Genomic DNA, 22,323 nt, shown 5'->3' on the forward strand with positions numbered 1-22,323 from the left:
GCCGACATGAGTTCCGCGCGCCACCTTGGCGCAGCCTATCGCTGTGCACTTCTTTTCGCCCTCCTCTTCGCCCCGTCTCTCGCGGTGGCGGAGGTGCAGGGCTTTCTGACCCCTTTCGGTGCCATCGCCCGTGTCCAGCGGACCGAGCTGATCTGGGCCACGGCGATCACCATGATCGCGATCCTGCCGGTGCTTGTCGGCACCCCGCTGATCCTGTGGTGGTACCGGCGCGACAACACGCGCGCCACATACCGCCCGCAATGGCATTTCAACACCAAGCTCGAGATCCTCATGTGGGGCGTGCCGACGATCATCATCGTTGCGCTGTCGGTTTGGCTGACGCAGGCTGTTTTCCGCATCGACCCCTACCGCGACATCGACGCCGAGATGGCCGAGGGCATGGATTTCGAGATCACCGGCCCCCCGGTTCCGGTGGATGTCGTCGGGCTCGACTGGAAATGGCTGTTCATCTACCCCGAAGAGAACATCGCCAGCGTCGGTGAGCTTGTCCTGCCCGTTGGTCGCCCCGCCGACATGCGCCTGACCACCGACACCGTGATGCAGAGCTTCATGGCCCCTGGCCTTGCGGGTCAGATCTATACGATGGCGGGCATGGTCACGCAGTTGAGCATGATCGCCGACAGCCCGGGCACCACGGTCGGCCAGAACACGCAATACAACGGCACAGGCTTTCCGGCGCAGCGCGCCCCGGTCCGGGCGCTATCCACCGAGGATTACGCCGACTGGGTCGAAACCGCGCGCGGTGCGCCGGCACTCGACGCCGAGACCTACGGCGTGCTGGCGCAATCCGGCGATATCGCCAAGGCGCGCACGGACCTTGGCCGCGAGGGTGACGGGCCCCTGGTGTTCTCTCTCGCCGCGCCGCGCCTCTTCGACCGCGTCGTCGCCCGCTACCGCAGCGGGGAGCCGGTGCCGCCCGAGGCACAGCCCGGCAGCCCTGTCTACGACCCCGAGTCCGCAAGCCTGCCCGAGGTGCCGCAATGATCGACCTGTTCGGCCGCCTCGCCTGGGGCGAGCTCAAGCTGTTCGAATTCTTCCACGCCCCCAGCATCGACACCGCCGTGGCCTCGGGCGCGGCGTGGATGGCGGTGCTCGGCGTTCTCGCCGTCATGGCCTGGCTCACCGTGGCACGGCGCTGGGGCTGGCTCTGGTCGGAATGGCTGACCAGCGTCGATCACAAGAAGATCGGCATCATGTACATGGTGATCGGCTTCGTGATGATGGCCCGCGGCGTGTTCGAGGGCATCGTCATGCGCGCCCACCAGACCACGGCGCTCGACGGCGGCGTTCTGTCCAACACCCACTGGGCCGAACTGTTCTCGACCCACGGCACGGTGATGATCTTCTTCGTGGCGATGCCGTTCATCACCGGCTTCATGAACTACCTGATCCCGCTGCAGATCGGCGCGCGGGACATGGCATTCCCGGTGCTGAACCAGATCAGCCTCGGCCTGACCACCACGGGCGCCGCGCTGGTGATGATCTCGCTCGTCGTCGGCGCCTTCGAGACCGGCGGCTGGACGGCCTACCCGCCCTTCACCGGGGCCGACTTCGATCCCGGCCCCGGGCCCGATTACTGGGTGTGGGCGATCGCGCTGTCCGGCTTCGGATCGATGTTCTCCGGCATGAACTTCGCCGTCACGATCTACAAGATGCGCGCGCCGGGGATGAGCTTCATGAAGATGCCGGTCTTTACCTGGACCGCGCTCTGCACCTCGATCCTGCTGATCTTCGCACTGCCGCCGCTGACCGTCGCCTGCCTGATGCAGGCCCTCGACCGCCTCGCCGGGTTCCACTTCTTCACCAACGACCTCGGCGGCAACATGATGAACTACGCGAACCTGTTCTGGATGTTCGGCCACCCCGAGGTCTACATCCTCGTGTTGCCGGCCTACGGCATCTTCTCGGAACTGACGTCGATGTTCGCGGCCAAGCGGCTCTACGGCTACACGAGCCTCGTGATCGCGACGATGAGCATCGCGGTCATCAGCTTCTGCGTCTGGCTGCACCACTTCTTCACGATGGGCAACAGCGCGACGATCAACGCGGCCTTCGGTATCGCGACCGGCATCATCGCGATCCCGACCGGAGTGAAGGTCTACGTCTGGATGGCCACGTTGTGGGGCGGTCGCATCCGCATGACGACGCCCATGGTCTACATGACCGGCTTCTTCATCCTATTCGTGATCGGCGGCCTGTCGGGCATCATCCTCGCCAACCCTGCGATCAACTGGCAGGTCCACAACACGCAGTTCATCGTGGCGCATTTCCACAACGTGCTGCTGCCGGGGCTGATCTTCGGAATCTTCGCGGGCGTGCACATCTGGTTTCCGAAGGCATTCGGTTTCCGCCTCGACGAGCGCGCCGGCAAGATCACCGCACTGCTGTGGATCGTGGGCTTCTGCCTGACGTTCCTGCCGCTCTACCTCGTGGGCCTCATGGGCTATCCGCGGCGCTCGGCGGCCTTCGACAACCCGGATTTCGTGCCGATCATGATCGTCTGCATGATCGGGGCCTGCCTGCTGATGGCGGCGTTTGCCGGACTCTTCGTCACGCTCTGGATCTCGATCCGCAACCGGGACGCGCTGGCGGTCCCGTTGGGCGACCCGTGGGACGGCCGGACCCTGGAGTGGGCGACGTCCGCACCGCCGCCGCCGTGGAACTTCGCCATGATCCCGCACGTGAACGAGCGTGACGCCTTCGCACGCGAGAAGGCCGATGGCCAGCCCTACGTCACGCCCGAGCGCTACGAGGACGTGCACCTGCCGCCCAATACCGCGGCGGGCATGGTCGTGATGATCGCGACCACCGCGTTCGGCTTCGCGATGACGTGGTGGATCTGGTGGCTGGCGGTCGCATCGTTCGCGGGCATGGTGTTGTGGTACGTGGTGCACAGCTTCCGCGAACATCCGGAGGTCACCATCCCGGCCAGCACCGTCGCCCGGCATCACAAGGCATGGGTGGAGGCGGCGTCGCTCAATCCCGGCGTGACCCGCGACCATGAGAACGACACCCGAAACCGCGGCCGGGCCGCGACGGACATGGTGGTGGCATCATGAGCGATACGCAGGTGAACCGGCACCCCGGGCTGGACCTGGGCTATGTGGGCAGCGGCGAGGCCGAGGAAAGCAAGGTCTTCGGCTTCTGGGTCTTCCTGATGAGCGATCTGGTGACCTTCGGGCTTGTCTTTGCGGTATTCGGCACGATGGTCGGCGCCACCGCCGGGGGACCGGGGCCCGAGGAGGTGACGAACCTTCACTCCATCGCCATCCAGACCGGCCTGCTGCTGCTGTCCTCCTTCGCGTTCAGCTGGGCCAGTCTCGCGATGAAATACGACGCCAGCCGATGGCGCTTCCTGATATGGTTCTCCGTCGCGGCGACGTCGGGATTGTTCTTCCTCGTCTTCGAAGTCCTCGACTTCCACCACCTGATCGAGATCGGTGCCGTCCCCCAGCGGTCCGGCTATCTCAGCGCGTTCTGGGCGCTTGTGGGGCTTCACGGCCTGCATGTCGCAGCAGGCCTTCTGTGGATCTGGGTCCTGACGCTTCAGATTCTCAAGTTCGGGCTCACGGACCGGGTGAAAAGCCGGATCACCCGCCTCGGCCTTTACTGGCATTTCCTGGACATCGTCTGGATCGGCATCTTCTCATTCGTCTTTCTCGCGGGGGTCGCATGAAACGCTCCAGCCCCGAAGAACGCCGCGAACGCCGGTTCTACTCGCTCGGCCTCGGACTGTCGGTCCTCTTGTCGGCCGCCTCTTTTGGCAGCGTGATGACCGGGCTTCTGCCAGCCGGGTGGATCGTGCCGACGCTGGTGGTTCTGGCGCTCGTGCAGATCGTGGTGCAGTTCCGCTATTTCCTCCACATCGACCTCACACGGCAGAAACGAGAGGACTTGCAGCTTCTGCTCTTCACGATCCTTCTGCTGGCGATCATGGCCTTCGGCACGTTGTGGGTGATGGGCGATCTCTCGGAGCGGATGATGTGAGGCTTCTGCCGCGCTTGCGTCGACACGCAGGGCCTTAACAGCGCCGACGCGGCGTGCTTGGCTGTTTCTCATGTCAGCCCCTTCCGCCCCGCGCCCCGATCCGGACTGGATCATCGACGCCCCGCTCGCGTCGCTGGCGTCAGGCGCCGTGTCCGCGCAGCCCGGACCGGACCCGCATACCGTATCCCTGTCCGAGTTCGTGCGCGCCTTCCAGGATCTGCGGGCCGAGATGGGCGATGGAACCCCGATCTGGAGCCTTGGGGCGGGGTACGATCTGGACGAGCTGGGCCCCACGGGCACTGCGATCCGCACAGCACCGAGCCTCGGCGATGCGCTGTCGGCGCTCCGCACGGGCTTCCCCCTGATCCAGTCGGGCGCGCTCGTCGCCTTCGACAGCTCGGGCGACCGGGCTGAATTCCAGTACCGCGTGCTCAACCCCGGGGTCTGGCCGCGGCAGGCGGATGCCGAACTGACCATGGGCCTCGTCTTCGGCGTCGTCTCAAGGTTCGTGCCGGACGCGGCACGGGTGGTGGATGTGAGGTTCGAGCACGCGCCCGATGCCGCGAGCGGGCGCCTCGAACGGGCGATACGCCGTCCCTTCGACATGATGGCCGAGGCGAACGTCCTCTCCCTGCCCGCTGGCGCGCTACACGCGCGGAGCCAGGTCGGAGCCGATGCCGCCGCCCATGTTGCGGCGCGCGGCCTCCTCGAGGACCGGGTGCAGCAGAAGCTCGGCGCGCTGCCGGTGACGACGCGCGTCCGCAACCAGATCCTGCGTCATCTCGGGCGGGCGAGTGTCGACCAGGCCGACATGGCACGTGTCCTCGGGTGCTCTGACCGCAGCCTGCGCGACCAGTTGAACGCCGCCGGGACCAGCTACCGCCAGCTGCTCGAGGCCTGCCGGCTCGAAACCGCGCGGGTTCTTCTGACCGAAACGCCACTCGGCCTCGCCGAGATTTCGGACCGGCTCGGCTATTCCGAGCAGTCGGCGTTCTCGCGCGCCGCGCGCCGGTGGTTCGGTTGCGCGCCGGAGAGGCTGCGCCCGCATTGAGGCCCCCGCCTCGCCGGAAATGTCAAACGGCCCCGGCGTGTCCTGCGTAAGCTGCCCGGATCGGGGCGACCGCCAAACGAGTCGCCTGACCGGACACCACCAGGGAGCACCTCATGAAACGCCTTCTATCCACCGTGGCCGCCGGCCTCGTGCTGGGGACACCGCTTTACGCCCAGACCCATCCGCTCGACGGTCTGACCTCTGACGAATACGACTCGGTCGTGTCGATCCTGCGCGATGCCGACGTCGTGTCCGAAGCAACCCTCTTTCCGCTGATCGAACTGCAAGAGCCGCCCAAGGCCGAGGTCCTCGCCTGGGACGGCGAAAGCCAGATCGCCCGCAAGGCGCTGGTGCACTACACCTCGACCGCCGGCTTCGGCGAAGCGATCGTCAACATCACCTCGGGCGAGGTCGAGGAGAGCGGCCTGATCGACGAGCAGGGTCAGCCGATGATCATGCTGACCGAGTTCATGGGCGCGCTTCAGGCGGCGCTCAGCGACGAGCGAATGATCGAGGCGCTCGCCAAGCGTGACCTCACGCCCGACCAGACCTTCTGCCTGCCGCTCACTGCCGGGAATTTCCTGACGCCGGAATACGAGGGAAACCGGCTGATGAAGATCCCCTGCTACGTCGTGCCCGAGGGCTCGAACTTCTACGCGAAGCCCATCGAGGGTCTGAGCGCCACCTACGACCTGAGCACCAACACCATCACCGAGGTCACGGACACCGGCGTGGTGGACGTTCCCGAGGACCCGTGGGGCTACACCGAGGAAGAGATCGACGCCCGCGTCGGCCTGCGCCCCGAAAGCAATCGCGCGCGCCTGAGCCGCGAGGGCGAAACCAACGTCACCTTCGACGGCAGCGAACTGACCTGGGACATCTGGAAGATGCGCCTGCGCGTGGACAAGCGCCCGGGACTCGTTGTGTCGGACATCCGCGCCGACGATCAGGGCACCTGGCGCGACATTATCTACCAGGCGCACCTGTCCGAGGTCTTCGTGCCCTACATGGACCCCGACGAGAACTGGTACTGGCGCACCTACATGGACAGCGGCGAATACGGCTTCGGCCTGTTTCTGACCCCCCTGACCGCCGGCGTGGACTGCCCCGACTACGCGACCTTCCTGCCGGCCGTCGTGAACGACGACAGTGGCGCGGCGATGGAGATCCCCGACGCGATCTGCATCTTCGAGCGCTCCAAGGGCGACCCGGCCTGGCGCCACTTCGAGGTCTTCGCGCAGTCCGAGGACCAGTTCGTGCCCGCCGAGGGCCGCCCGCACACCGAGCTCGTGGTCCGCACCGCGTCCGAGGTCGGCAACTATGACTACCTGATCGACTACCGCTTCCATCAGGACGGGCAGATGCAGATCATGGTGGGTGCAACCGGCCTCGATGCGGTGAAGGGCGTGAACAGCACCTCCATGTCCGACGAAGGCGCCGAGGCCGACACCGACCACGGCACGCTGATCGCACCGAACCTCGTGGCGGCGAACCACGACCACTACTTCAACTTCCGCATCGACTTCGACATCGACCAGCCGAAGAACACCTTCATGACCATGAACATCGTCCCGGCCGAGGTGTCCGACGACAGCCCGCGCCGGTCCATGTGGGAGGTTCAGGAAAACGTGCCGCAGAGCGAGGCCGAAGCGAGCTACCAGATCTCGGCGATGAAGCCGCGCTACTTCATGATGATGAACCAGGACCGGAAGGGCTACCTCGACCACACGCCCGGCTGGATGATTCACCATGGCTCGATCGCCTACGGTCCCTTCGATTTCGCCAACGATCCGCCGTTCGCGCGCAATCCCTGGATCGAGAACTCGGTCTGGAACACCGTGCAAAAGGACAACGAGCGCTACGCCGGTGGCAGCTACGCGATGCAGTCGGACGGCAGCGAAACGCTGGCGACCTACGTGGAAGACGATGAGCCCCTGCCGGGCCAGGACGTGGTGACGTGGTTCACCGCCGGTTTCCACCACATCCCGCGGATGGAGGACTGGCCCGTCATGTCGACGGAATGGAAGCAGGTGCACATCATGCCGCACAACTTCTTTGCCATGAACCCGGCGATCAGCCTGAGGAAGTGAACAAGGACCCGGCCGTCGCGAAGACGGGGGCCGGGCTTTTTCGAAAGGGCCGCGAATTTAGTGTCTCGGCATGGAGTGCATGCGCGGACTCGCGGTTCTGTCTTGCCTACCGCTTCAGAGAGCGACTGTCCCAGCGAACCCAAAGCCAAAACGCAGTTTACAAATGCAAAACGCCGCGACCTTTTCAGGCGCGGCGTTTTCGCGGAAGTTGGTTGCGGGAGGGCGCAGCAGACGATCCCGGCGGGCGGGTGGCCCAAAAGCAAAAACCTCCGCGGCAGGACCGGCGGAGGCATCGCAAGTATCGTTGGTTGCGGGGGCTCGCAACTCACGATTTCTGCGGTTGGTCGAGAGCGTGGTCCCGCGGGTTGTAGCTTAGAATTGGCTAGCGATGCGTGAAAAGATGCGGATCACACGATTTCAGTTTTGGCGCCGGCGAAGGAGCGCGACAATACGCGATATGTAAAAGATCTGCGCATGCGCGTCGTCCAACCACCTATAACCCCTCACTTCATTCTGTTCTTTCGGGGAGCAAGCAAAGGAGGGGCACCGCGCGAGGCCGGCGAAATGGCATGGTGACCGAAGGCAGAGCTTCGCGCAGCAAATCGAGCAGCTCCTGCGTTTCGGCGCGTTCTGCTTGCGTCAGCGGCGCGGCCTCTTCTTCTCCGGCGATACACTTGTTGAGTCGGTCAAGCGCTTGCCAATCGGCGAGCGCCGGCTGCCCGTCGGCTCCAGATTGCTCCACAGCAATGACTATTCGGTGCACGGTACCACCTGTTCCGGTAACTTCGTCTTCGACAGCGGCAAGAAGCATGGATTGGGCAAGGTTGCGAACTCGGGCGATCAGCACGGGGCGACCTGCCGCCTCGGCGAGCGCATGGTCCAGAAGCGGGTGTCCGACGCCTATAAGGCGGTTCATCCGCTCGTTTCCCGGCAGATTCCGATCAAATACAAGCCCTTCGTATCGCGGCTGCAGGTCGAGGCTACGCTTCCATTCCTCCGGGGTCTTGACGGAGAGCCCCTCTTCGCCCCGCGTGACACGTCGGCCCATTAGCACCATGCCATTGCGGAAGAACGGCTCGAGTGCCGGAAGATCGATCCGGGGAATGCTGCCTCCGATTGCGCCGAAGTCGAACCGGGCGACCTGACCTAGCATCGCGCGAACTGTCTCGAGAGCATCACGTCCACCGAATGTGGCTGTACGCGCATCGAACCAGTCGGCCAGCCGCTCACGCTTGCTATCAAGGGCGGCGGTAGCTCCTTCAGCGAAGAGTTCGTCGAAGAACCGCCCGCCCTGCATGCCTATCACGAGCTGGGCGATATCTTCGGCCTCTTCCATGGATGCTGAGAGCGCGGCCTGAATGCGCGCGAGTTTCGCCTCGAGCAACGCCCAGATGCGAGCCTCGACGGTGGCAGGGTTACGGAGCAGGAAGACTCGCACTGCCCGCTTCTGTCCGTAGCGATTGAGCCTGCCAACTCGCTGGTGCAGGCGCATCGGGTTCCAAGGAAGGTCTACATGTACGAGGGTCGCGCAGCGATCTTGCAGGTCGATCCCCTCGCCTCCCGCCTCAGTCGAAACAAGAAAGCGGGTGCGGCCGGCATTGAAATCATCCGCGGCGGCGTCGCGAGAAAGGCTTCGCACCCTGATTGCCCCATCCGGCTCCTGCACTGCCAGCCGTTCGTCTCCGTTGATGAAACCTGCGCAGCCCTTGCCGAAGCGCGCCTCAAGCGCGGCAATGACGAGTGCCTGAGTGGCTTTGTATTCGGTGAAGAGGAGAAGCGGCTCGTCCGCGGGCAGCTGTGCGTCGATCAGCGCGATCAGACGGGCGATCTTCGCCTCCGCCGTAATCCCACGGGCCAACGCGATGAGGTCGTCGAGCCGCTCGATTTCGTCCTGCATGAGGAATAGGGCTACTTGGTCGGGCAGTGCCTCATCTTGCTCTGCCGCTTCGTCGAGTGTCTCAGCTTCTTCGGGCAAATCTGCTGTCGCCCGCTGCACCGCCTCCGTCAGCATGGCGCGTCGGCGTTCAAGTGCGCTGCGGATCGCCGCGATCGAGCTCGCCGCCAGCTTCTGCAATGCAATTAGCAACAACATTCGGGCCGACTGCTCGCGGCCCGTCAGACTCAACGCATAGGCGCGGCCATCGAGGATGAAGGCACTCATGGTCTGGTAGAACGCAGCCTCGGCTGGAGTATATTCATAGTCTACGGTTTCGGTGCTCACGGGTTGAAAGAGCCGGTTGCCCTCCAGATCAGTTACCAGCGCCTTGTTGTTGCGGATCATTGCCTCGCGGAGCTTCGGAAGCTGATCTCCCACAGGTTGCCGCGGGTCGAAGAGATCGGGCCGGATGAGCCTCATGAGCGCGAGGAAGCCGAAATCCTTTCCGCGGTGAGGCGTTCCCGTAAACAAGACGAGTGACTCTATCCGGCCCCTGTCCTGGAGCTCGCGGAGCAGATCGTAAGTCTGTGTCGAAATACGTTCCTGCGATTGGAAGTGGTGGGCTTCATCAACCATCACCATGTCCCAAGGCTCGGCGGCAAGAAGACGGTCCCGAGCCGCAGGCTGACGCAGCGTGTGGAACGAGGCAACGACTTGCGAGGCCGTGTCCCAAAAGCTGATCTTCCCGCGGTCTTGCTCGCGCGTGTATTCGCTGAGCCGGATGTCGAACATCGACTTGAGCCTTGCGCGCCATTGCGGAACGAGGCGCGCAGGGGCGAGGATCAGGAGCCGCTGGATACGCCCCCCCGCTAGTAGAGGCGTCAGGATCAGCCCAGCCTCGATCGTCTTTCCAAGGCCCACATCATCCGCCACCAGCCAACGGGCGGGCCAATGCTGCGTGACTTGGCGACACACCCAAAGCTGATGCGGCAGAAGCTGTACTCGCGAACGTGAAAACACCCCCCATTGGTCGTTGATCGAATGGATCAGCAGCGCCTGCGCGCGGGCGAGCACGGCGAGGGGATCATCGAGCTTGCCCTCGGTCAGAGCATCGGCGAGCGACCGGACCACCTCGATATCGCCGCGCTCGACCTGTTCGAGTGCCGCGCCGAAACGGACGACAATCGTATCGCCCAGATCGTGGACAACACGGCCATGGCCGTGTCGCGGATGTCGAACTGGACAGTCTGGTGCGAGTGCGGTCATTCTTCGATCTCGTCGTCGTATTCCGTTACATCGGCCTGTTCTTGACTGTCGCCATTCCAGAGCTGAAGCGGAAGGTCCAAATCGCCGAGGAAAGCGGCGTCCGGGCCAAGATGGTCGGTGACGAAGCCGTGGATTTCCGGTGAAAGATCCATGTGACCACGCTCGCCAAGGGGATATGCGAGCCGTTCCGCAAATAGTCGGCGCAGACGACCGGTGGCAGCCCAAGCGTACGGTTGCATGCAGATCGCCTCATCGCCGAGCCAGAGGCCGTGCCGGATCGCCTCGCGTATCATCCAGTTGGCCCCGAGCCCGAGACTTTGCGAAAGCGGTGCGCCTTCGAGCCCGCGCTTCTGCCAAATCGGCTCGTAGGAGATTCGCCAGAGCTTGCTCAACGACACCCGACCCTCTCGGTCGACCGCCATAGGCAGTAGACGGAAGGCGTCGGCGTAGTCCGGCAACCAGCGCGCGAGTGCGTAAAGGTCGGAGATCGTTCGTCGCCATTGCGGGAATTCGATCTGCCAAACGTCGGGGCGGGCGAAGTCTTCCAGGCGTTTCAGCCAAGGAATGGCAGCCTCGCTCAACTCTCCGACAGTGACCGAGTTGTTCGGAAACCTTGCCTCTGCCATTTCTTGCCACCAGCCCTCTCGGACCGCGGCCTCGACGAAGCTTTTGTGGGCACCCTGATTGTTCCAGCCCAACGTGCGGAAGATGCCAAGAGCGAAGAAAGTAAACCAGCCGAGCCGGTCATCTGTGGCCTCGCAGTCGCGAAGGCGTCCCGGAATGAACCCTTCGGGCCAGACGCGGGTATCGTAGTTGCGCCGCTGAGCGGTGTGCTCCCGTCGCCACCAATCGCGGATCCGGGCGAGTTCTTCGGCCGGATCGGGCGGCGCGTCCCAAGGCTCTGCGATGCCCGGGTCGAACGGCGACCACCGGCCCGAACCGATGCTACGAGCGAGCGATGGATAGAGAATGGTCATTAGCCGACCGCGCGTGTCGTCATCAAGGCCCTCCACCAGTGCGCTTTGACGGAGCTCGTCCGGATTGCCGGGTAGCCAGTGCGGTCGCGCGCGCGCCAGGAGTGCACCCAGGCGCTCGCCTTGGCCGCCCTCTGCAACGTAGGATAGAAGCGCACATCGGGCAGCTTGGTCGACCGTCTCTTGCGCCCAGCGCTCAAAGGTCTCGGCGGTCCTCTGAAAGCCGCTCTGCCGTGCGGCCAGACGGTAGAATGAAAGCGCGGCGTTAGTGTAGGAGCCGTCGGCAACGTCCGAATCGGGTGCGAAGGCGAGAATGCGGCGTTCCTCCTCATCCGCATCTACGGCATCGCGCGGCGCCATACGAGCCTCGCGCCAACTGCCATCGGCCTTTCGGAACCTCGCACCGGCGGCAGCCTTGAGCAGTTCCTGCTGATCCGTCCAAGCTAGGGCATTTACAAACTCCTCATCGAGAACTGCACCCAGCTTTGCGGCGGTTTCGGGATCAACATGCTTGTTCTCACCCAGTTCTGCCTTGACAAGCTTTGCCGCATCGAAGGTTTGCGGGGCGTCGAACCCGAGCCGCTGGAGCAGGTCCGCTGCCTTTAGACTCACCGCCGAGTGCGCGATATCCGCGATCCCCCGCCAGCCCGTGAGCCGCCTGAGCCGGCTCTGCTCAGCAAGCGGCCCGGCGATCTGCCAGCGAACCTGATCCAGGCGCAAGAAAGGTGCGAAGGGTGCCGGCAGCCCGGTCGGTAGTGCCTCACGCTCGCGGAACAGGTGCGTTAGGCCACCTTCGCGGTGGAGGTGCGTCTCGAGCCGTTCGTCTTCGGCGTCCCGGGACACATCCGCTGTTAAGAGACGTATGAGGCGTTCAAGAAACACTGCGCGCCCCGAGGCGGCGTTCCGGTCGGCAAGCCCAGAACCTTCCGCAAAGCCCGCCCAGTCGCGTTCGATGAGGTCGTGGAGTTCGACCAATCTCTCCCCTAGCGCCCGACCCAGTCGACCGAAGAGCGCGGCGCGCTCATCGACGCTGCCCGCAAGCCGCCCGCGCCCCGGATCGACGCGAAAGCCATAGGAGTTGAGAAGCCAGCCGGCCCGGCACTCCTCCTCAAGTGGCGCAAGCAACCACAGCCTAGCTAGGGTCTCGGGCAGCGCTTGAGGGCCGTCGGACCCGAGGAGCAAGAACAACGTCGTATTGCTGTCCAGGATAAGCGCAAGCGCCTGGCCTGGTTCTGCGCCTTCGAAGACGACATGCTTGATACCCGTAGCGCCCGTCTCGCCGAAGCGGGCTTTAAACCGGCGGCTATTAAACTCGATCTCCCGGATCGCCCGCGCCGTTGCTGGCAGCCACCGAACGCAACTTGCGAAGGCCTCTCGCGCCTCTTCAGCCTTGGCATGGAGTTCAGGGTCGATCTCAAGCTCGATGAGCGTTGCACGCCTGCCATTTCGGCTTTCGTCCAGGGAGAGTGTCCTTCCGCCCTCCCAAACCTCAGGCAACATGCCGCCCTTAACTCGGCAAGATGCCTCGAAACCGGAGGCGATCCCCACTTCGCGGGCAATGAGATGCACGCTCTTGAACCCCAGTCCGAACCGCCCCGTCACATCCTCGCGTTTCTCAGAAAGGTTCATGAGAAGCATGTTGAAGAGGTCTCGCTGCCAGCCCTCGCGTTCGCCGTCGGCCGGACGCCCGGGACGATTGATGAGACGTCCCCAGTGCTGCAGACGCAAACGCTCGGTCTGGAACACAACACGGCACAACGATGCCCCCTCGGGCGGGTGTTGAAGCGTCGCGTCGTCAGCATTCTGGAAGAGTTCAAAAACCACACGCGCAGGGCCATAGCCGTAGCTTCTGATGCCTTGGCGGATTAGCGTAAGCAGTTCGGCAGCCGTCTCTGGCGATGCAACCTCCTCCCAGAGCGAACGCTTGGCCGCGGGCAATTGGTCTGCACGCCGGTTCGGCGGGATGGACTGCTCCTTCGTCTCATACCGGTTCAGAACCTCCCGTAGCTTTGACCCCCGGACCGGCTTCAATTCTGCCAGGATCTGCGGCAGGCGATCTTCGAGGCGAGCGCGCGTATCCTCGACCGTCGCTTGTTCCGCCAGGAATGCTTGCCGGAATTCCTCAAGGACAGCTTCCTCGCAATGACGGAAATGCCATAGAGCGAGCCGTCCAACGGTTGCGATCAACTCCTCCAGGGTGGCCCGCGCAATCGAGCCATCACTGTCAGCGAGCGTAACCTCATGGGCCATCTTGCCAAGTCCGGCAGTGGCACCTTCCGCTTTCAGCCTGCGTTGCTGATGATGTCCCGCACCAAGAACTTGGAATGGTGTGAATATTGCGCTGGGCGCGTTTCTAAAACTTCCGTCAAGAGCAAGTATCGGGACCGGTCCGCCGGTAGTCAGTTTGAAGTACAGGCGAACGTCTTTGCGGATCGACGATAGATCGTACGTTCTTCCGGTCTGATTGGGGGTGAGGTCGCCAACGACTTCGCTCAGCCTGTTCTGAATCGCCAGAATTCGTGCCTGCGGCAGCGCCAGATGATCGCGCGCCAGCCTCTCGAAGAGATCGCGATCAGCAACTAGCGCAGCGAATAATGCGAGTGCCTGCTCCGGCACCTGCGCCCGAAGTCGTGTCAGAACCGCGGCCAAGCTTTGAGAACAGTCTTCCTCTGACAAAACTGACTGCTCGACATCCGAGGTTTCATATGCGGCACCATCCTCGGCAGCGGTCGGATCTTCATGTGCCGGCAAGAGCTTAGCGAGTTCCGAGCAAAGCAGGACATCCGGCGCAACTCCCGTGCATCGGACAGTGACCTCGCAACCCGGCTTCCAGGTGCCTGCCGCGGTGGGCACCAAGACTCTGCCCATGATCGCTTGGAAACTCGAAGTGGGCCATGCAGTCATCGCCCGGAAGCTCGCCTCGTAGGCGATGCGCGCAGAACTCTTGGCAGCGCGGGACGAACCTTTCCCCTCCTGCGCCATCCTCGCCAAGGCGTTGAGCCAGCCGCCAACGTCCGAGGACGAGTGGCTGTCAGCGGTCCCAAATCGCATGAGGACCTCGCACGCCCGCCTTGCGTTCTTCTCGTTGTCCTTGGCAAGCGCTCGCAGCAGGGTGGCGAGAAGGGGCCAGCCAGTGAGCGGGAGGACGGCGCCGGCAGCAGCGAGGTCGGTAAGCGCACCTCCCAACTCCTCGTTTACCTCTCCCATGTAGGCGACGGGTCTCGAGGCCTCGGCTATGAGCAGAAGCCCGTCGAGAGAACCTGCCTCGTCGGAAAGCACGCCCCGGTCTCGCAAAGCGGCGAAGCCTGGGTGATCGCGAAGCGTCGGGGCGATGGCGCTCACCGGCAGGAAAGGCAGATCGTCACCAAGCGCCTGCCGCGCGGACGTGAGGATTTCGTCGGACAGGTCGAGCACATCCTCGGGCTTCCAGGCGCTGCCGCGAAGATCAAGGAGCCACGGGACCCGGCCGATCTGGTCCAGGTCAGGCCGGTCGACCCGTGCGAGTGCCTCGATAATCTCGGCGGCGAAGCGCGAGGGTTCCGGTTGACCGAGGCAGAGCGCGATCTGCGCCTCGGGCGACCAGGGCGGGACCAGCGCCTCCGCCTGCTGCTGTGCCTTCGGATCTTCGAGAGCGCTCAGCATCGGCACGAGTTTCTGTAGAGCGTGCGGCACCGGCCAGTCGGGTGTGCGTCGATAGAGGGTATCGGCGCTGGCCCAGCCGCCGTCGACACGGGGCAGGACCGACAGCCTGCGCAGCGCCTCCAGTGGGATGCCGGCGCACAGGATCGACTCGGCCACCTCCCGGTCGAGGCCATGGCCCGAAAGCTCATGGGCATGACGGAGGAGCAGCTCACCGAGCTCCTGCCCCGCGATCTCGGCAATTCCGAGATGCCGCTGCCGGGCGCGGTCGAGTTTGTCGACGATGGCGCCCGGCACGGGAATCTCCTGAGCGGACTGCGCCAGCAGCCGGGCAAGGAAGTGGTCGAGCGCCGGCGCGATCTCTGCAAGCGCCACGAGACGGATGCCATCCTCGAACGCGCGCCGATCGCCGGCCGCAAGGGCCCGGAGGGCACCGCGCCTCTCCGCGTCGGTCGTGAAGATCTCTGCCAGTAGGTCGGCCCGAGCCGCAACCGGGCCGAAAACGGTGGCTTCGCGTACGAGCGCGCTGGTTGCCGCTAGATTGAGATCGACGGCCTGGAACGGCGCCGACCGGCCCGCACCAGGATCCTCAAGTGATTTAAACACGACATCCGGCAAGATGAACGCTTGCACCTGAGGCAGGGCGGCAGCCAGGAGATTGAGGCGCTTTCTCGCGGCGGGCGTGTCCTTGAACAGGCGCCCCTCGCGCGCGGCGACATAGAGTTCTCCGAGGCTGAGCAGCGTCGGCACCGCACCGCTTGATGCGCGCAACACCTTGAGGGAGCTCAGCTCGGGATCAGCGAGCGCACGGTCCATCCGCTCAAGCCGTCTGACGATTGCCAGGGCGGCAGCCGCCGCGGCATCGGCCTGCCGGTCGGACTGGAGCAGCGGCTCCAGCGCGGCCAGAAGCGGGCGCGCCTCGTGCGGATCAAGGGCGATGTCAGCACCGGTGCCCAGGGGCAGCCAGTCCCGCGGCAGGCAGATCACGGCCTCGGATGCCTGCGCGAGCGCGCGCAGGACGAAGCGCTCTGAAGCGGTTTTGGGCAGCGGCACCACGCCTGCGCCATCCACTTTCGCCAACACGTCCGCGATCGCCTCGTGCAGGGCAAGTGTCCGCTCCGAGGACAGCGCCTGCCGGAGACAGCTCAGCACCGGACCAGCCGCGGCCGCGCGCAGGCCGGGATCGGTGCAGGCGACGGCAAGCAAGCCGGCCAGAGCGCGCGCCCGGGCCTCGGCCTGGAAGACCGAAGCGTCCAGATCCCGAAGGAGCGCTGCGAGCTCTTCGCCCTCCCAGGCCGGGGGCTCGGGGGCCAGCACGGCCTCGGTTCCGCAGACGAGGGTGAGCCCCCGTGCCTCGGCCCAATCGGCGAGCCTCGGCAGGATGGCGGCAATGCCGATCCGGCCGCGTTCGTCCGGCGCCGGCAGCGGACGCAGCCGCGCATCCGCAGGTAAGAGGCGCCAGCGGGCCACTAGTGCGCTGCCCGTCCGCTCAACGACGCGCGCTAGCGTATGCTCGCGGCAGATGGCCGCGCGGTGCGCGCGACCGAAGTCGCTGCCTGCAAGCGCCGTGATGGCAGCGGCAAGCGCTTCGCTGGAAAGCATCTGCTCTGTCAGGGTGTCGTGCAGGACGGCGGGGATCAGCGGCAGCACCAACCCGTCGCGCAGGCTTCGGTTCCAGGCGGCGCGGATGCCCGCCTCGTCGCTCGGGTGCGCATCCCCGGGGCGCACGCTGGTCTCATCGAGACCGATCACGGCCTTGCGTCCGCTGTCCACGAAGAAGCAGCCGTGGAAGATCAGCCGGAGGCGCCCCTTGCCCTCTTGCGGGATGCGGCGAAAGGCTGCTGCGACTGGCAGAAGCACCGCCCAGTCCCCGGCAAGTTCGCCCTCGGCCTCGGCGTCGTTTACAAGAATCACGGCGCCATGAGGGGTGGCCTTCTGCGGCTCCTCCTCGTCGGTGGCGCGGTTGCGTGTCCGCGGCCAAGAGGCCGATTGCCTCAGATCGAGGCATAAGTCGTCGGTCGCGCGCCGCTCGCGCCCGAGGCTGGCAAGGCCCACGCCCAGAGGCCCGCCGAAGCGGCGATCGCCCGGTTCCAGGTTGTAGCCGACCATACCCGGGGCATCTCGACGGTCTAGGTCGACCTTCGCCGCGCCGATGACAACGGAAACGCGCTGAACATGACGCAAGGCGGCCAAGAGTTCGGCCAGCTTTTGCCGGTCGGCAAGCGGAGAGAGGCTTGCCGGCGCGATGTCGCTGGCGACGATGCCGTTGCTCATCGGCTTCGGGCGAAGGTCCGGACGGCGTAGCGGGAACCACAGGTTCAGGCGCCAATTGCCGGGCAGGCTGGCCGCACCCGCCGCCCTGAGGCGCGCGGCATCGGCATCCGCCACGGAGTTCCAGAGCAGGCAGGAATCGCCCAGCCGCCCGAGCGTCTCGAACGGGTTGACGACGAAGGGCGCATGCGCGCCGTAGCCCTCGGGCACCACGACGAAGGCATCGCAGAGGTGAAAGACCGACTTCTGCCCCAGACCGAAGCGCCCAACAGCGGCTTCGTCCAGCGCCTTGACGCTGCCGCCGAAGGTCTGCATGCCCTGCGCCGAGCGTTCATCGAACTCGCCATCGTTGACGATGAGCAGGCCCGGCCCCTGGAAGAGCGGGTTCTCCGCATCGGGCCAGCCCTCGAGCAGATGCACCGCCACAGCCCCGGCGCGTGCGTCATCGGCATTCTGCAGAAGCTCGCGAAGAACAGGAAACCCGTCAGCATAGGGATAACGCTCAAGGTTGTGGCGCAGATGCTCGACGATGTCCTTTGGGTCGAATCTCATGGCGCCCCTTTGATTTCAGCGAGTGCCGTCACGGCACAGAGCGTGTTAATCAGCCGCATCTGGCCGACCGTCTCGCATTTCGCCTCGCGCAGACGCGGCGCGCCGAAGACCAGCGCCAATCCCTTGGCGCGCGAGACAGCCACGTTGATCCGGTTGAGGGAGAACAGGAAGTCCATGCCGCGCGGGGTTTCCTCGGCCGATGAAGCCGTCATGGAGACGAGGCAGACCGGCGCCTCCTGTCCCTGGAACTTGTCGACCGTGCCCACGCGGACGCCAAGCGGTAGCGCATCGTGAAGGGCGTTCACCTGCGCGTTGTAGGGGGCGACGACGATGATGTCGGTCTCGCGCATTGGGCGGCGCGTGCCGTCCCCCTCCGTCCATTCGCCCTGCAGAAGTTCGGCGACCGCGGCCCGGATCGCGGCGACCTCCTCGGTCGAGACCTGCGCATTGCCCTCATGCGCGACCGGGACCCAGAAGGCCCCCGCTTCGGGGAAATGCGTGCCGGTTACGGCCTGGCGCGCGGTATCGGGATGGCTGGTCAGCCGCTCCTCGTAGACCTGCTCCGAGATGAAGCGGCAGACCTCGGGGTGCATCCGCCGCGAGACGGGGAGGAAGATGCCTCGGTCCGGTGGGATCGTCGCGTGATCGCCCAGCATCCAGTCAAGGCATGAGAGGTTCGCAGGTTCGGGGTGCGCGCCCTGTATGACCTGCGGCAGCTGACGCGGGTCGCCGACCAGCACGATGTTGCGCGCGGCCCGCCCCATGGCGACCATGTTGGCGAGGCCGACTTGTCCCGCCTCGTCGACAAACAGCCAGTCCAGCGACTGCTCGAACTCTGGGCGCGAGAAGAAGAAGGCGGTGCCGCCGACGACATGGGCTTCTGTAAGCGCGGGATCGTCGTTGGACGTGGCACGGGTGATGCCGGTGAATCCCTCGGGATAGCCGTCGTCTTCACCGCTCACCTTGTGAGCGAGCTCGGCGTTCTCCAGCGTGATGTCCGGATCGTCGTCCTCCAGCGCAAGAAGACAGCCCATCAGCACATTGCGAATGGCCTCGTGGCTGTTCGAGGCGACGCCGACGCGGTGGCCTTGGCGTACCAGCGAAAGGATCGCGCGCGCCGTGACATAGGTCTTGCCCGTGCCCGGCGGCCCCTGGATCGGCAGCACAGTGCCGTCCATCGCGCCCACGGCCGCGATCGTACCAGCGACCGGATCTGCGCCATTTAGAAGGTCGGGCTTCATGCCGGTCGTTAGGCGCGGGGCGGCACGCGACAGCAGGTCGTCAATGGCGGTGAACCGACGCGGCCCGCATTGATCCGCGATCACGTCGCGCAGAGCCGCCGCGATGACGCCGGTGTTGAGCGGCCAATCCGGGTGGAGCGTAAGGCGATCCGTCAGCAGATCGGCCTTTTTCGGTCCCGCCTTGAGAGTGATCTCTCTCCGCGTCCGGTCGAGAGCTGCGATGTCGATGGTGGTTGGCGGTCCGTTAGCGACTGGGACGGTCGCCTTCTTGCCGCCCCTCAGCTTCGTCTCCTGGGGTGGGAAACGATAGGTGCGCGCCATGGATCGTTTCACCGGTTCCGCCGGGCCAACGGCCTTGAGGCCGGCGAGCGCGTCGAGGTCGTCGATCAGTTCATCCTCGTCTTTACCTGCGCTGTCGAAGACGGCCCATTGTGCGGGTTTTGCCTCGCGCTTGTGAAAGAGGCCTAGATTGAAGAGCATCTGCTGTCGTTCCTCGGGCAGGCCGGATGCGGCGAGCATGGCACGCAGGTCTGCTGCGTCGGCGTCTTCTGCCTCTTCCTTGTCGCCCGCGTCCTCGGCCAGGCGGGGCCAGGGGCCTTCGGGTCGGACCCGTACCAGCCAATCCCGAAGTTCCTCTGTGGAGATGCAGTCGATGCGGTTGTACTCCTCGATCTCGTTGAGGATCTGTTGCTCGCCCGTCTCGCGCCAGCGTTCGTAGGCGACCACCGACCCGCCCGCCGTCGTGACTTCGCCATCGCGCGTTCGGCCGTAGAAGGCTTCCATCGACTTGATCGAATAGCTCGCCTCCGAGCAGATCAGCCCGCCGCGCACGACGGCGTAGAGATCGACGAACCGGCGCTCTCGCAGGAGCCGGTCTAGGAACGCCTCGCCGATCCCGTATTTCGTGGTCAGCCGACGCAGTGCGGTGATCTCGTAAGGCGCATAGTGGTAGATCCGCGCATCCGGATAGGCGTCGAGCCGCGCCCGGAAGAACGCCAGCAGATCCGACAGAGCCTGCGCCTCGGCCTCATGGTCATGGGCCCAGAAGGCGTGGAATCGCCCGTCGCACCACACGCCGTGCAGGTATTCGAGGCCGCCTTCGTAATGCGGATCGCCTTCGATGTCGTAGAAAATGTCGCCGGGTGCCGGCGCGGGCAGCAGGTCGAAGCCCTTGCCGGGCTCGGCCGTGCGCAGTTCGAAAGCAGGTTCTCCCGTCTTGCGGGCATGTTGAAGCCGGGCCTGCGTGACGAGCTTTGCCCGTGTGGTCTCCGCCATGCCGCGAATGGGGTGATCGAGGCGGGCCAACACCTCCATCGTGGTGATCCCCGCCGCCTCGAGCTTCTTCACCTGTCCGCGGCTGGTACCCGCCACGTTGAAGAGGCTGTCCTCGGCGGCCCAGACGCTTTCGCAATGATCGGCCCAGCGGCACAGCGAACAGTCGGCGCAGGGGACGGGGCGCGTGGGTGACGGGTCAGCAACGAAGGCCTCGAGCCGCGCCCGCGCGCCGCGTGCGTAATGGGCGTAGTCTGCGAGCCGCAGCGTCGCGCGCTCGCCTGTCCCCAGCTCGACATGGGCGAACTCCGGCGCCGCGCCCTGAACCTCGGCGAGAAGGTCGGAATAGAGCACGAGCTGAAGGACGTGTTTCGGATGGGGTCGGCGCTTCAGCTTTGTGTCGGCGACTTCGTAGCTGAAGGGCCCGAGCGCCGAGGGGCGCTCCACGCGCTCCAGGAAGTCAGACCAGCCGCCCCAGTTGCCCGCCAGGAACGCCCCTTGAAAGACCACTTCCGAACCTTCGGTCAGCGCCACGCGCGTGGCCTCCGCATCGCGCGCCAGATCGCCACGCGGGATCTCGACCACGGACCTGCCGGAAACCTTCAAACGCTCCAGATGCGCGGCCTCATGCGCGTCGCCCTGCTTCTGCAGAAGCGCGGCATCCTCGCTGTCCGCGCCCGGCTCCGGCCCTTCGCCGCGCAGGCGCATGAGATCGAGCGTCGTGGCATGGGCGCAGCCCATGAACCGCATCAGATCGCTCGCCGAGAAGAGGATGTTGCCGCCGATTTCCCGCATGGGCTCCTTCAATCGTCAATGAGCGCAACCCAAACCGCGGAAAACGTCTCCTGATTGCAGCTTCTTAAATCACCCCTGTGGGTGTCAATAACTGTCAGAGAAGCAATGGAGATTTGAGAGTCTGGGCTCCCATATTGAGCACCTCCACGCATGTCTCCGCTCGTCTCCCTCGCATCGGTGCGCCTGTCAGGCCCCAGTACCTCTTACTTCCGAACATTTCAGAGAATCGGCTCGACAGGACGCAACGACCTTCCTAGCCTCTGGGGGTGACAAAAGCTGGCAGGCTGCGAGGCGCGCATGTCCTTTTCCAAGGCTCAGGATCTGATCCGGCTCGCACAGTTGGCTGCGGCAAGACGCAGTGGGATCAGCCTTGAAGAGATCGCCCTGGAGTTTGAGGTATCGCACCGGACAGCGCAGCGGATGACCGACGCGCTGGAGGCAACCTTTGGAAACGTCCTAGTAGAGGATGGCGAGGACCGCAAACGACGCTGGCGCCTTGTAGATCCCGGCCTCGACCGCCTGCAACTCCGCCACGAAACAGGTGTAGAGGCATTGGAGATCGCCGCCCGCGGTGCAAAGGAAGAGGGTCGGCTGCGTCATGCCCGGGCCCTGGTCGATCTTCGCGAAGGGCTGCTTGCTCAGGCGCCCTCCCGGTCTCGTATCGAGACCGACGCAGAGGCGGTCCTAGCCGCAATGGGACAGGTCACGCGCCCCGGCCCGCGGGTCAGTGTCCAGCCATACGTGCTCGACGCCATCATCGAGGCGCTGCGCGGCCCCTTTCGGCTGCGCGTGCGCTACAACCGGGACGACTCAAGCCGCATCCTCGAACCGCACGGGGTCTTGCTGGGTCACCGGACTTACCTGGCGGCACGCGACCCTGCCAAAGCAGACGAGGTACGCAATTTCCGCATTGACCTGATCCGCGCGGCGGAGGTTCTGGACGAGAGCTTTCGGCTTCAGGAGGGTTTCAGCATCGTGGATTACGCCGCGCGGTCCTTCGGGGTCTGGCAGGATCCCGAACAATACGGCGAGGTGATCTGGCGTTTCGCGCCAGAGGCGGCCGAACGCGCTGCGGGCTTCCGCTTTCATCCCCGGCAAGTGCTCGAGGCGCAAGAAGACGGCAGCCTTGTCGTACGTTTCGAGGCGGCTGGCTGGGTGGAGATGACGTGGCACCTCTACCAGTGGGGGGACAAGGTCGAGGTGATTGCCCCGAAGGCGCTCCGGGCGATGGTCGAAGGATACCGCCGATCCGATTTCGGCGCGATGCCGTGAAAGAGAATTTAAGACG

At 64.9% G+C, this 22,323-nt stretch carries 10 protein-coding genes; 7 read left to right on the forward strand and 3 right to left on the reverse strand.

The annotated features are described in order from the left end of the window. Positions 1–6: 6 nt before the first annotated feature. The 6 genes from BMX29_RS04435 to BMX29_RS04460 all read left to right on the forward strand — a co-directional run bounded on the left by BMX29_RS04435 (position 7) and on the right by BMX29_RS04460 (position 7,149). On the forward strand, positions 7–1,005 hold the full coding sequence (locus tag BMX29_RS04435; RefSeq protein ID WP_139196918.1) for a cytochrome c oxidase subunit II: 999 nt from the start codon (positions 7–9) through the stop codon (positions 1,003–1,005). After that, positions 1,002–3,080, forward strand: a complete 2,079-nt coding sequence (locus BMX29_RS04440; RefSeq protein ID WP_081749649.1) for a cbb3-type cytochrome c oxidase subunit I — start codon at positions 1,002–1,004, stop codon at positions 3,078–3,080. The genes BMX29_RS04435 and BMX29_RS04440 overlap by 4 nt, the downstream gene beginning before the upstream one ends. Next, a complete protein-coding gene (locus tag BMX29_RS04445) occupies positions 3,077–3,697 on the forward strand; it encodes a cytochrome c oxidase subunit 3 (protein WP_043842669.1) in 621 nt (206 codons plus the stop codon). The genes BMX29_RS04440 and BMX29_RS04445 overlap by 4 nt, the downstream gene beginning before the upstream one ends. Further along, positions 3,694–4,008 carry a cytochrome o ubiquinol oxidase subunit IV gene (gene cyoD, locus BMX29_RS04450; protein WP_043842668.1) on the forward strand — a complete coding sequence of 105 codons (315 nt, stop codon included), beginning with the start codon at positions 3,694–3,696 and terminating at the stop codon, positions 4,006–4,008. The genes BMX29_RS04445 and cyoD overlap by 4 nt, the downstream gene beginning before the upstream one ends. A 70-nt stretch (positions 4,009–4,078) precedes the next feature. Next, entirely contained in the window at positions 4,079–5,059 is a 981-nt protein-coding gene (gene qhpR / locus BMX29_RS04455) for an AraC-like transcriptional regulator QhpR (RefSeq protein ID WP_092810704.1), read from the forward strand. Positions 5,060–5,172: 113 nt separating this feature from the next. After that, positions 5,173–7,149 carry a copper amine oxidase gene (locus BMX29_RS04460; protein ID WP_092810706.1) on the forward strand — a complete coding sequence of 659 codons (1,977 nt, stop codon included), beginning with the start codon at positions 5,173–5,175 and terminating at the stop codon, positions 7,147–7,149. Positions 7,150–7,657: 508 nt separating this feature from the next. Here the strand turns inward: BMX29_RS04460 and BMX29_RS04470 are convergent. The 3 genes from BMX29_RS04470 to BMX29_RS04480 are packed head-to-tail and all read right to left on the reverse strand — an operon-like array spanning position 7,658 to position 21,035. Then, positions 7,658–10,291: a DEAD/DEAH box helicase gene (locus BMX29_RS04470; protein ID WP_092810710.1), complete on the reverse strand. Its 2,634-nt coding sequence runs from the start codon at positions 10,289–10,291 to the stop codon at positions 7,658–7,660. Continuing rightward, positions 10,288–17,727 carry a sacsin N-terminal ATP-binding-like domain-containing protein gene (locus BMX29_RS04475; RefSeq protein WP_092810712.1) on the reverse strand — a complete coding sequence of 2,480 codons (7,440 nt, stop codon included), beginning with the start codon at positions 17,725–17,727 and terminating at the stop codon, positions 10,288–10,290. The genes BMX29_RS04470 and BMX29_RS04475 overlap by 4 nt, the downstream gene beginning before the upstream one ends. Further along, the gene (locus BMX29_RS04480; RefSeq protein WP_092810714.1) at positions 17,724–21,035 is read right to left on the reverse strand and encodes a TM0106 family RecB-like putative nuclease; all 3,312 of its coding nucleotides are present in this window, start codon (positions 21,033–21,035) and stop codon (positions 17,724–17,726) included. Before BMX29_RS04480 ends, BMX29_RS04475 begins: the two co-directional genes overlap by 4 nt. Positions 21,036–21,332: 297 nt before the next feature. Between BMX29_RS04480 and BMX29_RS04485 the strand changes: the two genes are divergently transcribed. After that, the gene (locus BMX29_RS04485) at positions 21,333–22,307 is read left to right on the forward strand and encodes a helix-turn-helix transcriptional regulator (protein WP_092810716.1); all 975 of its coding nucleotides are present in this window, start codon (positions 21,333–21,335) and stop codon (positions 22,305–22,307) included. Positions 22,308–22,323: the final 16 nt, after the last annotated feature.

It is taken from the genome of Roseivivax marinus, from assembly GCF_900109705.1.
Taxonomy (GTDB): Bacteria; Pseudomonadota; Alphaproteobacteria; order Rhodobacterales; family Rhodobacteraceae; genus Roseivivax; species Roseivivax marinus.

What these genes read in the sequence shown, in the direction of transcription:
- BMX29_RS04435 (WP_139196918.1), top strand. Translation starts at nt 7, where the DNA reads ATGAGTTCCGCGCGCCACCTTGGCGCAGCCTATCGCTGTGCACTTCTT.
- BMX29_RS04440 (WP_081749649.1), top strand. Translation starts at nt 1,002, where the DNA reads ATGATCGACCTGTTCGGCCGCCTCGCCTGGGGCGAGCTCAAGCTGTTC.
- BMX29_RS04445 (WP_043842669.1), top strand. Translation starts at nt 3,077, where the DNA reads ATGAGCGATACGCAGGTGAACCGGCACCCCGGGCTGGACCTGGGCTAT.
- cyoD (WP_043842668.1), top strand. Translation starts at nt 3,694, where the DNA reads ATGAAACGCTCCAGCCCCGAAGAACGCCGCGAACGCCGGTTCTACTCG.
- qhpR (WP_092810704.1), top strand. Translation starts at nt 4,079, where the DNA reads ATGTCAGCCCCTTCCGCCCCGCGCCCCGATCCGGACTGGATCATCGAC.
- BMX29_RS04460 (WP_092810706.1), top strand. Translation starts at nt 5,173, where the DNA reads ATGAAACGCCTTCTATCCACCGTGGCCGCCGGCCTCGTGCTGGGGACA.
- BMX29_RS04470 (WP_092810710.1), bottom strand. Translation starts at nt 10,291, where the DNA reads ATGACCGCACTCGCACCAGACTGTCCAGTTCGACATCCGCGACACGGC.
- BMX29_RS04475 (WP_092810712.1), bottom strand. Translation starts at nt 17,727, where the DNA reads ATGAGATTCGACCCAAAGGACATCGTCGAGCATCTGCGCCACAACCTT.
- BMX29_RS04480 (WP_092810714.1), bottom strand. Translation starts at nt 21,035, where the DNA reads ATGCGGGAAATCGGCGGCAACATCCTCTTCTCGGCGAGCGATCTGATG.
- BMX29_RS04485 (WP_092810716.1), top strand. Translation starts at nt 21,333, where the DNA reads ATGTCCTTTTCCAAGGCTCAGGATCTGATCCGGCTCGCACAGTTGGCT.